Genomic DNA, 11,580 nt, shown 5'->3' with positions numbered 1-11,580 from the left:
TCAGAGGATCGTGACCTTGCCGGTGTTGCCGTCGACCCTGAGCATCTGCCCGGTCGTGATGGTCTTGGTCCCGAAGGCCGTGCCGGTCACCGCCGGCAGGCCGTACTCGCGGCAGACGATGGCGGCGTGGCTCATCATCCCGCCGACGTCGGTGACGGTGGCCTTGATCTTGCCGAAGACCGGCGCCCAGGACGGGGCGGTCAGCGGGGCGACGAGGATCTCGCCGTCCTGGATCTCCCCGATCTGGTCGGCCGAGGAGATGACCCGCGCCGGGCCCTCCACCAGCCCCGGTGAGGCCGCGAACCCGGAGAGGACGCCTTCCTCGCCGTCGCCGCCCGCGTTGAGCCACGCGGCCACGGAGTCCGACGTGATGCCCCAGAGCATCACGGTGAAGGGCTCCGTCACGACCTCCGGCGGCACGCCGAGGGCGGGCGGGGCCGACCACTCCTGCAGCGCCCGGTGGATGCCGCGCCGACGCTCGATCTCCTTCGGCCAGAGGGCGGGACCCCGCGAGGGGGCCCCCACCGCCCAGGCGGAGTAGAGGTCCCACAGGACGTCGGCCAGCTCGTTGCGCCGGAACATGAAGACGTCGTCGGTCCCGGCGATGAAGCCGGCCGCCTGCAGCACGCCGCCCAGGTCGCGCATCTTGCGCCACAGGACCGAGTGCGCCCAGTGCTCGACGTAGAAGTTGTGGTTCTCGACGTAGGGGAACACCGTCCGCGACAGCCCCAGCTTGGCGTCGAACGCGTCCCGGTCCTCGTCGGAGTCGAGCAGGTCGCGGTACTCGGAGACGACCCGGTCACGCTCGGCGTGCAGCGCCGCGACCGGCCGGTCGAGGTCGACGCCCGCCTTGACCTTGGCGATGTAGTCGGTCACGTACCCGAGGGGCACCTCGACGTTCTCGATCCAGATCTTGTCCGTGTGGTAGAAGCCGGATCCGGTGGAGAAGTTGAACCAGGGTTCGGCGGCCTTCTCCCACTCGGCGACCCACGCGCGCCCGACCTCGTCGGCCTCGAGCTTCTCCCAGACCTGCGGCACCCCGCCTGCGGTGAACCGGTCGTCGATCCCGCTGCTGACCGCCAGCCTGGCGAGACGCTTGAGCTCGTCGTCGGGACGGAAGAGGTCGACGTCGACGCCGGCCACCATCTTGGCGATCGCGAGGTCGGGGATCGAGGGGAACGCGGCCTTGCAGAACCCGAAGAAGTCCAGGTAGGCGGCGTAGCCCAGGTTCAGGAACTCGAAGTGGTACTGCCAGAGGGTGAGCCCGAGGTCGAGGAGTCGGTGATAGGAGGCGAGGAGGGCGTTGCCGGAGCCCTTGCCCGCCCCGGAGGTGATCACCTCGCGGTCCTCCATCGCTGGAAGCGGCTCGAACCGCAACTCGGTCATCTGCTGCACGAGCCCGCGGATCTTCTCGAGCCAGTCGCTGTACAGCCGGTCCCAGTTGCCGAAGTAGAAGCCGGCGCGGTCCAGGAACAGCGGCACCCGCGCCTCGATCTCCTCGACCGGCGCGGGAACGGGGCTGAGGTACACGTAGCCGTTGAGGATGCGGTAGTCGACGCCGTAGGCCGGCGGGATCATGTAGTGCCGGGTGTTGTACTGCGACAGCGACGCGAGGGCGAACTCGAGGAACGTCGTGTCCCACGGCGTCATGGCCTCGGGCCAGTGCACGCCGTCGTGGAACCAGAAGCCGCCGTCCTCGTACTCACGACGGTCCTCGGAGAAGAGGCTCGAGTAGGTGTAGAGCTCCTGCCAGCCTTCGGCCCCCGCGGGGGTCTCGATCTCGAAGGGGCTGGGGAATCGGTCGGCCACGGAAGACCTCCTGTTAGGTCGGGAACGAGGGACGGGTTCGCTGTGCGGCCCGCGTTCCGCACGGGCGCGGTCGTGCCTGACCCGGGTCAGGCCGGCTGGGCCGGCCGGTTCCCCCTCCGGGCATAGAGCGGATTCACGAGGGTGTCGACGATCGAGGACACGAGGTCGGATTTCGCACCGATCGCGTGCCTGCGCTTGCTCCACACGGTCTCGGGGCGGGCCTGGAGCAGCACGACGTCGCGGCCGGCGGGCAGGTCGTCGTCCACGGCCCACTCGATGTCCTGCGGGCAGCCGTAGTGCTTCTCCGCCGTGCGAGCGAGCCGGGCGATCGCGAGGATCTCCTCGTCGGTCAACGACGGCACGTCCACCTGGTGCTCGGGCAGCGGGACGCGCCCGACCCGGGGGCATTCCGACGTCCCGTCCTCGATGAGCAGGTGCGCGTGGGTCTTCGGGCTGATCGTCCGGCGGTTGATCGACCACATCACCTTGTCGACGAGGAAGTTGTCGGGCGTCACGTCCCCGGAGACCACACCTTCACCGAACCCCCAGGCGGCGTCGATGCAGATGCCGGAGCGGTCCCCGTTGCTCGGGTCGAGGGTGAAGGCCACCCCCGCCGTCCGGGGGCGGACCATCTTCTGCACCGCGACGGCCATGTCGACCTTCGCGTGGTCGTAGCCCATGTCCAGCCGGTAGGCGATGGCCCGCTCGGTGTAGAGGCTCGCCCAGCAGGCACGGATCTTGTCGAGGACGGCGTCGGCGCCGCAGACCCACAGGTAGGTGTCGTGCTCGCCGGCGAACGAGGCGTCCGGGGAGTCCTCGACGGTGGCCGACGAGCGGACCGCCACCGGCAGGTCGTCGACCTCGCACTGGGCACAGAGGTCGGCGTACATCCGGCGGATGCGGCTCTCGTGCACCTCGGGCAACGGCCAGCCGTGCACCATCTCCCGGACCTGCTCGGCGACACTCGCCACGCTCGCCGAGCCGGTCCCGTCGACGTAGTCGAACAGCTCGTGGATCCGCGGCATCAGCCCTGACGCGTGCTTCGCGTCCGCGAACACGTCGGTGGTCACCGCGAACCCCGGCGGGACGGGCAGGCCGGCCTGGCTCATCGTGCCGAGCGACGCGCTCTTGCCCCCGACCAGCGGGTGGTGCTCGGGCGCGAGCTGGTCGAAGGGGATGGCCGTGTGGCGGTCGGTCATCGTTCCTCCTGGAAGCGGGGGTCGGAGTTGGGCGGCAGGGCGTCGAGGTCGGGGATCACGACCTCCTGGACCCGGTTGCGGTAGAGGACCAGGGCAGTCGTGCCGCCGGCGACGAGTCGCACGCGGACGAACTCGGTGTTGAACGGCTCACCGGGGTCGTAGCCCATGGCGGCGGTCGCGAAGGCCCGGATGGGACCGGAGTGGGTCGCGACGACGATCTGCTTGGCGGCGGTGTTCTCACGGAGAGCCGCGATGCCACGCCAGAACCGACGGACGCAGGACACCGGCGGTTCGAAGTGGAGCATCGGCATGGTCAGCCAGTGGGTGATCGGGTCTCCCCCGCCCTGCTGGATACCCCAGAAGCGGTCGACGTCGACCAGCCAGCCCGGCCGCTCGCCGAGCCCCACGCGTTCGTACTTCTCCATCTCGCGGTGGTAGACCCGGAACGCCGACGTGACGTCGCGGGGCCCCTCGGGTGTCGCGACCTCGAAGTTGCGGAAGTTCAGGTCGTCGTGCGTCTCGCTGATCGAGGCGTCCCGGCCGAAGAGACGCAGGTTGTCCAGCAGCCCCCGCCGCAGGTGCTCGGCGGTCTGACGAGCCCGGTTCGTCGGGGCGCACACGAGCTCGAGGGCCATCCCGTCGGTGACGCGGCGGGCCAGCTCCTGACCCCTCCGGTGGGCCTGCCACGAACCCAGCGGGGTGAGGCCGGACTCGGAGGAGTAGCCCTGCGTCTCGCCGTGCCGGACCAGGTAGATGTCACAGTCCACCGAGGCGAGCTGGTCGCGTCGCTCGGGGACGATCTCCTTGGTGCGGGTGACCTCGGCCCAGGCGCGCGAGGACCCGACGACGTCGCCGTCGTAGGTGACCGGGTCGCTGTGGTGGTCGCGCTCCCGGAAGCGCCGCAGGTACAGCGGGGTCGCGTCGTCACCGGCCTGGTCACCGGCGCTGTCGCCCGGCTCGTCCGTGGGCGACGCGGTCTGGCCCCGCCGCCGGGTGAGGTGGCGATTGAGGTACGCCGGAGGATCGGTCCGCTCGGTGCGCGGGAGCGCCGGCGATGCGTTGGCGGCCGGCCGTTGCGCCGCTTCCAGTTGCTCGTCGATGGTCATCGCGCGGCCGTCAGCTGTGCACCGTCAGGAACTTCTGGTTGACCACGCCGTCGTAATAGAACATCGCGCGCCCCATCTCGGCCTCGGTCCACGTGATCGGCTCGGAACCGGGGTCGACCCAGTAGCCACCGGTGAACATCTCGTTGCGGTTGCCGGCCGGGTCGAAGAAGTAGAGGCACTGACCGCGGGTGGCGCCGTGCCGCGTCGGGTTCGTCTCGACGTTGACCCCGTGGTAGACGCAGACATCGGCCGCGCTGCGCAGGTCGTTCCAGCCGTCCACCCAGTAGGCGAAGTGGTGCAGCCCACCGTTGGGCCCGGTGATGAAGGCGATGTCGTGGGAACGGTGGGAGACCTCCAACCAACTCGCGATCTGGAAGCCGTCGTCGCCCAGGACCTGCTCGGTGAGCCGGAAGTCCAGGTGCTCGGTGAGGAAATGGCTGTTCGTGTCCACCTCCTCAGCGGTGAGGAACACGTGGTCGACACGCGGCGGGGCGATGCCCACGAGGCCCATGGGTCGCGGCGGCGGATTCGTCTGCGGGAGCAGGTTGCCGACCTGCTGCATCCCGTGGACCAGCTCCATCTCGTGCCCGCTCGGCAGGGGGAAGCGGATCGACTCGCCGTGACCGGGAGCCCATTCGTCGGTTCCGTACCGGCGCACCGGGACGCCCACGGCCTCCAGCCGCTCCTGGTAGTGGTCCAGGTCGCCGGCGTCGGTCACCTTGAAGCCGAAGTGGTTCAGCCCGTGGGTCGGCTCCAGCGTGAGGACGACGCTGTGGTGCTGGTGCTCGTCCCAGCACTTGAGGAACACCCGGGAGGACTCCCGCGCGGTCTCGATCATGCCGACGACCTCGCAGTAGTACGCGGTGGCCAGCTCGAGGTCGGGAACGCGGATCTCGACGTGGGACAGTCGCAGGATCGTCATCAGGTGTGCACCTTCATGAAGCGGTCGTTGAGCTCGCCCTCGTAGTAGAAGACGGCGCGCCCGATGTTGTCCTCGGTCCAGGTCAGCGTGGGGAAGTCCGGGTCCGGCCGGTAGCCGCCGGTGAAGACCTCGTTGCGGGTCCCGAGCGGGTCGAAGAAGTAGATCGTCGAGCCCCGGGTGACGCCGTGACGCGTCGGTCCGACGTCGAGCTGGATGCCGTTGTAGGCGAGGATGTCGGCGGCGTCGCGCACGTCGTCCCAGTCGTCGAGCCAGAACGCGAAGTGGTGCAGGCCGCCGTTCGGCCCGTGGACGATCGCCAGATCGTGCGGTGAGTGGGAGCGCTCCAGCCAGGCGCCGAGCTGGTGGCCGTTGCCGTCGAGGAGCTGCTCGGTGATCCGGAAGCCGAGCACGTCCATGTAGAACTGGCTCGCCTCCCCGACCTCCTCGGCCGTGACCAGCATGTGGTCCATCCGGGGCGGGGCGATGCGGTCGCGGAACCCGGGCCCGGGGGCGCCCTTCTCCGGCCCGTGCTGGAGACGCGAGGTGCCGACCTTCTCCACGTCGTGCACCAGTTCCATGACGTGACCGCTCGGCGTGGAGAAGCGGATGGACTCGCCCTGGCCGAGGCACTCCCCCCGGCTGATCCGCTGAACCGGGAAGCCGAACCGGGAGACCTTGTTCTCGAGGTCGTCGAGGTCGTCCTCGTGGTGGACCTTGAAGGACATGAGGTCCATGCCGACCCGCGGTGCGTAGCGCAGCCGGAGCGAGTGGTGGTCCTCCTCGTCCCAGCACTTGAGGTACACCGAGTCCTCGTCCCGCGCGACGACCTCCATCCCCATGACCTCGGTGTAGTAGGCGGACGTGAGGTCGAGGTCGGTCACGGTCACGTCGACGTGGCCGAGACGGAGGATGCCGCGGGGCCGCCCGGCCACCGTGCTCCGGCGGGCCTGTCGGGTGTCGGACGGGTCGACCCGCATGCCGTCACGGGGAGCGCCAGGTGCCGTCACGCGACGGGCACCCGGCGGCGTGCCCTCGGCCAGGTCTGCGGCGACTGTGACGCCGGCAACATCGAACATGCGGCGAAACGTACGGCCCCCTCGACGCGGCCAGGCTCCTGTGTTCCGCTATGCGGGACACCAATGATCAACCGCCCACGACCGAGCCAGGCTGGTGCCCGTGAACGAGGGTTCGTCCCCGTCTCCCGAGGAGATGCGCGGGATCGTCCAGGACTACGTGCGGACCGTGCACGTGGCCTACCTCGGCCATGCACGCCATCTGGCGCCGGGTGACCAAGGCCGACTGCCACTGGTCGCCGCCGGACACCTGACGGTGGTCGCTGCAGCCAGTCGCGACCTGCACCTCGTCGCCACCACCGATCGCCTGCCGCCCCCGCGGGGGCAGGAGGTCGAGCTCGAAGACGAGTACGACGGGACGACGTGGGCGCTGCGCTTCTACGACCCGACGGTCGCGCCCCAGTTGGGCGTCCTCGCCGAGGACACGCCGGAGGCCGTGCGCCAGGCGCTCGGCATCAGCGACGTGGTCTACCACCTCACGGTCTCGGTCGGTGGGGGGCTGACCGGGCACCACGCCCAGCACTCCGGGGTCGCCCTGGCGAATCGCCACTCGAGCACCGCCCGTGATCTCGCCCGCCTCCGAGCGGCCCATCCCCGGGACGAGGCCCTCGTGGGTGAACTGGACTCGTGCGTACGGCTGGGCCTCCATCGCGCCGCAGCCCTCCTCGCCCGGGAGATCACGTCCGGACGCATCGACCTCCCGGCAGGCACGCCGGCCGACGCCAGCGTCGCCGCCCTCCTGCTGGACGCGAAGCGATGAGCACGACAGCCGCCCGTGGCGCGGAGACGCTCACCAGCGTGGCCAGCGCGGCTCGCATCCTGCGGGAATTCGGCAAGGGCAACGCGCAGCTGGGCGTGAGCCAGCTCGCGCGCCGGATCGGGCTGAGCAAGAGCACCGCGCACCGGGTGGTGTGGACGCTCGTCGCCGAGGGCCTGCTCGAGAAGGTCCCGGAGACCGGTCTGTTCCGGCTCACGACGACGATGAGCTCGCTGGGAGCCAGCGCCGAGACAGCGCACCGCCTCCACGAATCGGCGACCATCCCGCTGGACCAGTTGCGCGCGGTCACCGACGGCACCCTGCACGTGGCCATCCTCGACGGCGTCGACGTCCTCTACATCGAGCGACGGGAGGGCCCGGGCGCCATCTCGGTCTTCCGGGCCGTCGGCAGTCGCAACCTCGCCCACGTGACCTCGACCGGCAAGGTGCTGCTGGCCGCCCTCCCCCCGGAGCAGCAGCGGCGCACCGTCGAGCACATGCGCCTGACGCCGAAGACGCCGCGGTCGATCACGTCGCGCTCGGCCTTCCTCGCCGAACTGGCGACGGTCCGCCGGCAGGGGTACGGCGAGAACCGTGGGGAGTCCGAGCCCGGTATGGCCTCCATCGCGGCACCGATCCGCGACCCCCTCGGCCGGGTGGTCGCCGCGGTGTCCGTGGCCGCCCGCGTCCCTGACGTGACCGTCGGTCTGCGGCACCTCGCCCGGCCGGTGGTCGAGACCGCGCTGCGCATCTCGGCCGGGCTCGGCGGGCAGCGATGACCGAGCAATGGCGCCGCGTCTGCCGGGTCGACGAGGTCGACGCGGGGCAGCCCGTCGGCAAGATCGTCGGCAACGCCGACGAGGGTGACCTTCGGATCTGCGTGGTGCGGCGACCCGGCGGCGAGTTCGTCGCGATGCTCGACCGCTGCCCGCACCGCGACATCCCGCTCTCCCGGGGGCTGGTCAAGGACGGAGTGCTGACCTGCCCCGGACACTTCTGGCGGTTCGACCTGGCCACGGGCGAGCGCTCCGACCTGCCGGAGGTGCGCGCCACCCTCTACCCCACCCGGGTCACCGACGGGTGGGTCGAGGTGTCCCTGCCACCAGCAGCACCTCGCCGGTCGATGCGCGAGTGGTTGCTGGCCCAGGCTCGCGCGAACGATGGTCGTCTCAGGCGCCCGGGCTGACCTCCACGACCCCGGCGGCGTGCCGGCGGGCCAGCTCCTGGTAGATCGACGGGTTGCCGTCGACCCACCCCGCCGCCCCCGCGGACAGGGGACCCCGGACGCGCGCCGGGGAACCGAGTGCCAGCACCTCGTCGGGGATCTGCGCCCCCGGGGGCACCAGGCTGTGCGCCCCGATCAGGGCCCGCCGGCCGATCCGGGCCCCGTCCTGCACGGTGGCGCCGTTCCCGATCAGCGCCTCGGCGCCGACCACCGCGCCGTGCACGACGCACATGTGGCCGACCGTGGCCCCCGGGCCGATCTCGGTCTCGGGGTCGTCGCCGCCGTGCAGCACCGAGTTGTCCTGGATGTTGGCCCCGGCCCGGATCACGATGCGCCCGAAGTCGGCCCGCAGCACCGCCCCGTACCAGACCGACGCGCCGGCCTCGACGACGACGTCGCCGACCAGGGTGGCCGTGGGCGCGATCCACGCCTCGGGATGGACCTGCGGCGACCGGCCTTCGAACGAGAACAGCGGCATGGGGCCGGAGCCTAGAGAGGGCCCTCTCGGGGTCAGCGGTAGGGCGAGAAGTCCGGCGGCCGCTTCTCGGCGAACGCCCGCGCGCCCTCCATCCCCTCGGGGCTCTCGGCGAACTGCGCCAGCCCGTCGAAGGCCAGGTGCGAGATGCCGCTCATGTGGTCGCTGTCGGCGTTGAACGAGTGCTTGAGGAAGCGGATCGCCGTCGGCGAATAGGAGCCGATCTTCCGCGCGTACTCGCGCGCCTTGTCGAGCAGCTCCTCCTTCGGCACCACCTCGTTGACCAGCCCCCACCGCTCGGCGGTCGCCGCGTCGTACCGGTCGAGCAGGAACCAGATCTGCCGGGCCCGCTTCTCCCCCACCACGCGCGCCAAGTAGGCCGAGCCGAAGCCCGCGTCGAACGAGCCGACCCGCGGCCCGGCCTGGGCGAACGTGGCGTTCTCGGCGGCGACGGTGAGGTCGCACAGCACGTGCAGCACGTGGCCGCCACCGATCGCGATGCCGTTGACGGCGGCGATGACCGGCTTCGGGATGTCGCGGATGATCCGGTGCAGTCGCTCGATCTCGAAGGTGCCCCACTCGGTCTCGCCGTAGCCGCCCGTCTCGGCGCGCTCCTTGACGTCGCCGCCGGTGCAGAAGGCCCGCTCGCCTGCGGCGGTGAGGATGACGGCGGCGACCCGGCGGTCGGCCCAGGCGTGCTTGAACGCCGAGATCAACTCGTCCACGGTGCGGCCGCGGAAGGAGTTCATCCGCTCCTGCCGGTCGATCGTGATGACCGCGTGGTTGTCCTCCTCCACCGCGTAGTGGATGTCGGTGAACTCCTCGGGCTTCATCGTTGGCGCCTCCTCGTCGGGTATGTCGCCATGTTGACGGGCGTCACCGCGAAGTGGCAAGCTCCGGCCGTGCCCGCCCGTCGCTGCCTGGTCACGGGCGCCGGGCGCGGGATCGGCGCGGCCGTCGCCCAGCGGCTGGCCGCCGAGGGCCACGCCGTCGCGCTCACCGCCCGCAGCGCCGACGAACTGGACGCGCTGGCCGCCCGGCTGCCCGGCCCCTCCCTCGTCGTCCCCGCCGACCTGACCGACCCCGCCGCCGCGGACGCCGTCGTCTCCCGCGTCGAGCAGGAGTGGGGCGGTCCCGTCGAGGTGCTCGTGCTCAACGCCGGCGCCGCCACGTCGGCCCCGCTGGCACGGACCACCGACGAGGACTGGGCCCAGATGCTCGACCTCAACCTGACCGCGCCGTTCCGGCTGATGCGCCGCGTGCTGCCGGGCATGGTGGACCAAGGGTGGGGCCGCGTCGTCGCGATCGCGTCGATCGCCGCCAAGCAGGGCGACCCGTACGTCAGCGCCTACACCGCCAGCAAGCACGGGCTGCTGGGGCTGGTCCGGTCGGCGGCCGCGGAGGTCGCCCGGAAGGGCGTCACCGTCAACGCGGTCTGCCCCGCCTACGTGGACACCCCCATGACCGCGGGCACGGTCGCCACGATCAGTGCCACCACCGGCCGGTCGGCGGAGGAGGCGCGCGCCGCGCTCGAGCGCCGCCAGCCGATCGGGCGGCTGATCGACCCGGAGGAGGTCGCCGACGCGGTGCTCCTGTGCGTGGCCAGCGCGGCGATCACCGGGCAGGGCATCAACGTCGACGGAGGAGCGGTGCAGTCGTGAGCCTCGAGCGCGTCAACCCACCGGAGCTGGCCCGGCCGGCCGGCTTCTCCCACGCGGTCGTCGCGGGCCCCGGCCGCACGGTGTTCCTCGCCGGGCAGACAGCGCTGGACGCCGAGGGCCGGATCGTCGGCGACGGCGTCGTCGCCCAGTTCGAGCAGGCGCTCGGCAACCTGCTCGCCGCGCTGCGCGCGGCCGGCGGGGAGCCGCAGCAGCTGGCCACGCTGACCGTCTACGCCGTCGACCTCGCCGACTACCGCGCCCACGCGAGGGAGATCGGCGGCGTGTGGAAGCGGCTGGTCGGCAGCGACTACCCGGCGATGGCCGGCATCGGCGTCGCCCGCCTCTGGGACGACGAGGCTCTCGTCGAGGTCCAGGGCATCGCTGCCCTCCCCACCTGACAGACCCGCTTTCGGTACAGAAAGCGCACGCCCCCACCGCCGCTTTCGGTACGGAAAGCTGGGATCAGGGCTCGATGAGGCGGCGGGCGTGGTCGTGCGCGGGGCCGGCCAGCCGACCGCGCAGGTCGGCGAACAGGTCGGCCGCGCGGGCACCGTTCCAGTCGGCGGGCAACAGAGCCAGCGGCAGGCCCGGGTCGGCGTAGGGCAACCGGCGCCAGTCGGTGAGCAGCCGCACGTAGTCGGCGAACGCGCGGGCGGGGGTCGTCTCCGCCACGTCGCGCACCGGCTCCTGGCGGTCGAGGAACTCGGCGTAGCGGGCGTGCAGCTCGTCGAGGTCCCACCAGCGGGCCACGCTGACCTCGCCGAGGTGCGCGCCGCGGAAGAGCTCGACGTAGCCGGCGAGCCCCCGGCGCTCCAGCACCTCGGCCGCCTCGTCGGCCAGGTGCCCGGGCGCCACCCAGACGCCCGGGGCCACGGTGCCGAAGCCGAGCCGGGTCAGCAGCGACCGCAGCTGGTGCCGCTTGTCGCGCTCCGACTCGGGCACCGAGAAGACGACGAGCAGCCAGCCGTCGGCCTCCTCCGCGCGGCGCCGGCCGAAGATCCGCGCGTCGCCGTCGGCGAGGATCTCCTGCGCCACGCCGGTGAGCGCGTACCCGGCCACGCCGTCGACCCGCCGCGCGTCGAGCAGCCCGCGGCGCTTGAGCCGGGAGATCGACGACCGGACCGCCGGCTCCTCCACCCCGAGATCGGCCATCAGGCGCACCACCGAGGCGATCGACAGCCAGCCGCCCCGTTCCCGCGCATACAGGCCGTAGAGCGTGACGATCAGCTGGCGCGGCTGCAGTGCCCCGGACGGGCTCTCCGGCGCACCGGTTGCCTCCTCGACGACGGTCACCGGCACACGATAGCGACGCCGGGCCCGCGACGGACCCGTCCATTGCGCCTTGTTGACTCC

At 71.6% G+C, this 11,580-nt stretch carries 13 protein-coding genes; 5 read left to right on the top strand and 8 right to left on the bottom strand.

From position 1 onward, the window contains the following. From ABD644_RS06925 to ABD644_RS06905, 5 genes are all read right to left on the bottom strand, one after another. Nucleotides 1–1,809 (bottom strand): PEP-utilizing enzyme, encoded by a 1,809-nt coding sequence (locus ABD644_RS06925; RefSeq protein WP_344687974.1) that lies wholly within the window; start codon nt 1,807–1,809, stop codon nt 1–3. 86 nt (nt 1,810–1,895) lie between these two features. Further along, complete coding sequence (locus ABD644_RS06920) at nt 1,896–3,008, bottom strand: PEP/pyruvate-binding domain-containing protein (protein ID WP_344687973.1); 1,113 nt, start codon at nt 3,006–3,008, stop codon at nt 1,896–1,898. After that, entirely contained in the window at nt 3,005–4,114 is a 1,110-nt protein-coding gene (locus ABD644_RS06915; RefSeq protein WP_344687971.1) for a histidine phosphatase family protein, read from the bottom strand. The genes ABD644_RS06920 and ABD644_RS06915 overlap by 4 nt, the downstream gene beginning before the upstream one ends. A gap of 10 nt (nt 4,115–4,124) precedes the next feature. Next, on the bottom strand, nt 4,125–5,036 hold the full coding sequence (locus tag ABD644_RS06910) for a catechol 2,3-dioxygenase (protein ID WP_344687970.1): 912 nt from the start codon (nt 5,034–5,036) through the stop codon (nt 4,125–4,127). Further along, entirely contained in the window at nt 5,036–6,112 is a 1,077-nt protein-coding gene (locus ABD644_RS06905; RefSeq protein WP_344687969.1) for a catechol 2,3-dioxygenase, read from the bottom strand. Before ABD644_RS06905 ends, ABD644_RS06910 begins: the two co-directional genes overlap by 1 nt. Before the next feature lie 100 nt (nt 6,113–6,212). Between ABD644_RS06905 and ABD644_RS06900 the strand changes: the two genes are divergently transcribed. From ABD644_RS06900 to ABD644_RS06890, 3 genes are read left to right on the top strand one after another with little or no spacing between them, the layout of a single operon-like run. Beyond that, nucleotides 6,213–6,869 (top strand): hypothetical protein, encoded by a 657-nt coding sequence (locus ABD644_RS06900; RefSeq protein ID WP_344687968.1) that lies wholly within the window; start codon nt 6,213–6,215, stop codon nt 6,867–6,869. Continuing rightward, the gene (locus tag ABD644_RS06895) at nt 6,866–7,645 is read left to right on the top strand and encodes an IclR family transcriptional regulator (RefSeq protein ID WP_344687967.1); all 780 of its coding nucleotides are present in this window, start codon (nt 6,866–6,868) and stop codon (nt 7,643–7,645) included. The genes ABD644_RS06900 and ABD644_RS06895 overlap by 4 nt, the downstream gene beginning before the upstream one ends. After that, complete coding sequence (locus ABD644_RS06890) at nt 7,642–8,052, top strand: Rieske (2Fe-2S) protein (RefSeq protein WP_344687966.1); 411 nt, start codon at nt 7,642–7,644, stop codon at nt 8,050–8,052. The genes ABD644_RS06895 and ABD644_RS06890 overlap by 4 nt, the downstream gene beginning before the upstream one ends. On the opposite strand, the gene ABD644_RS06885 is transcribed toward ABD644_RS06890, so the two are convergent. Further along, nucleotides 8,036–8,569: a gamma carbonic anhydrase family protein gene (locus tag ABD644_RS06885; protein WP_344687965.1), complete on the bottom strand. Its 534-nt coding sequence runs from the start codon at nt 8,567–8,569 to the stop codon at nt 8,036–8,038. The two genes, ABD644_RS06890 and ABD644_RS06885, sit on opposite strands and share 17 nt — an antisense overlap. Nucleotides 8,570–8,601: 32 nt before the next feature. Further along, nucleotides 8,602–9,399, bottom strand: coding sequence for an enoyl-CoA hydratase-related protein (locus tag ABD644_RS06880; RefSeq protein ID WP_344687964.1), 798 nt, complete (start codon nt 9,397–9,399; stop codon nt 8,602–8,604). Nucleotides 9,400–9,468: 69 nt separating this feature from the next. Here ABD644_RS06880 and ABD644_RS06875 point away from each other — a divergent pair, with 69 nt between their 5' ends. After that, complete coding sequence (locus tag ABD644_RS06875) at nt 9,469–10,227, top strand: SDR family NAD(P)-dependent oxidoreductase (RefSeq protein WP_344687962.1); 759 nt, start codon at nt 9,469–9,471, stop codon at nt 10,225–10,227. Then, entirely contained in the window at nt 10,224–10,625 is a 402-nt protein-coding gene (locus ABD644_RS06870; RefSeq protein WP_344687961.1) for a RidA family protein, read from the top strand. Before ABD644_RS06875 ends, ABD644_RS06870 begins: the two co-directional genes overlap by 4 nt. Before the next feature lie 64 nt (nt 10,626–10,689). Here the strand turns inward: ABD644_RS06870 and ABD644_RS06865 are convergent, their stop codons facing one another. Further along, the gene (locus ABD644_RS06865) at nt 10,690–11,520 is read right to left on the bottom strand and encodes a PaaX family transcriptional regulator (RefSeq protein ID WP_344687959.1); all 831 of its coding nucleotides are present in this window, start codon (nt 11,518–11,520) and stop codon (nt 10,690–10,692) included. Nucleotides 11,521–11,580 lie beyond the last annotated feature (60 nt).

This window comes from Blastococcus jejuensis (genome assembly GCF_039534705.1).
Taxonomy (GTDB): Bacteria; Actinomycetota; Actinomycetes; order Mycobacteriales; family Geodermatophilaceae; genus Blastococcus_B; species Blastococcus_B jejuensis.
Note: the sequence above shows the minus strand (reverse complement) of the source record. Positions and strands in the feature narration are given on the sequence as shown.

Coding starts and splice junctions, on each gene's coding strand:
- ABD644_RS06920 (WP_344687973.1), bottom strand. CDS start 3,008: ATGACCGACCGCCACACGGCCATCCCCTTCGACCAGCTCGCGCCCGAG.
- ABD644_RS06915 (WP_344687971.1), bottom strand. CDS start 4,114: ATGACCATCGACGAGCAACTGGAAGCGGCGCAACGGCCGGCCGCCAAC.
- ABD644_RS06910 (WP_344687970.1), bottom strand. CDS start 5,036: ATGACGATCCTGCGACTGTCCCACGTCGAGATCCGCGTTCCCGACCTC.
- ABD644_RS06905 (WP_344687969.1), bottom strand. CDS start 6,112: ATGTTCGATGTTGCCGGCGTCACAGTCGCCGCAGACCTGGCCGAGGGC.
- ABD644_RS06895 (WP_344687967.1), top strand. CDS start 6,866: ATGAGCACGACAGCCGCCCGTGGCGCGGAGACGCTCACCAGCGTGGCC.
- ABD644_RS06890 (WP_344687966.1), top strand. CDS start 7,642: ATGACCGAGCAATGGCGCCGCGTCTGCCGGGTCGACGAGGTCGACGCG.
- ABD644_RS06885 (WP_344687965.1), bottom strand. CDS start 8,569: ATGCCGCTGTTCTCGTTCGAAGGCCGGTCGCCGCAGGTCCATCCCGAG.
- ABD644_RS06880 (WP_344687964.1), bottom strand. CDS start 9,399: ATGAAGCCCGAGGAGTTCACCGACATCCACTACGCGGTGGAGGAGGAC.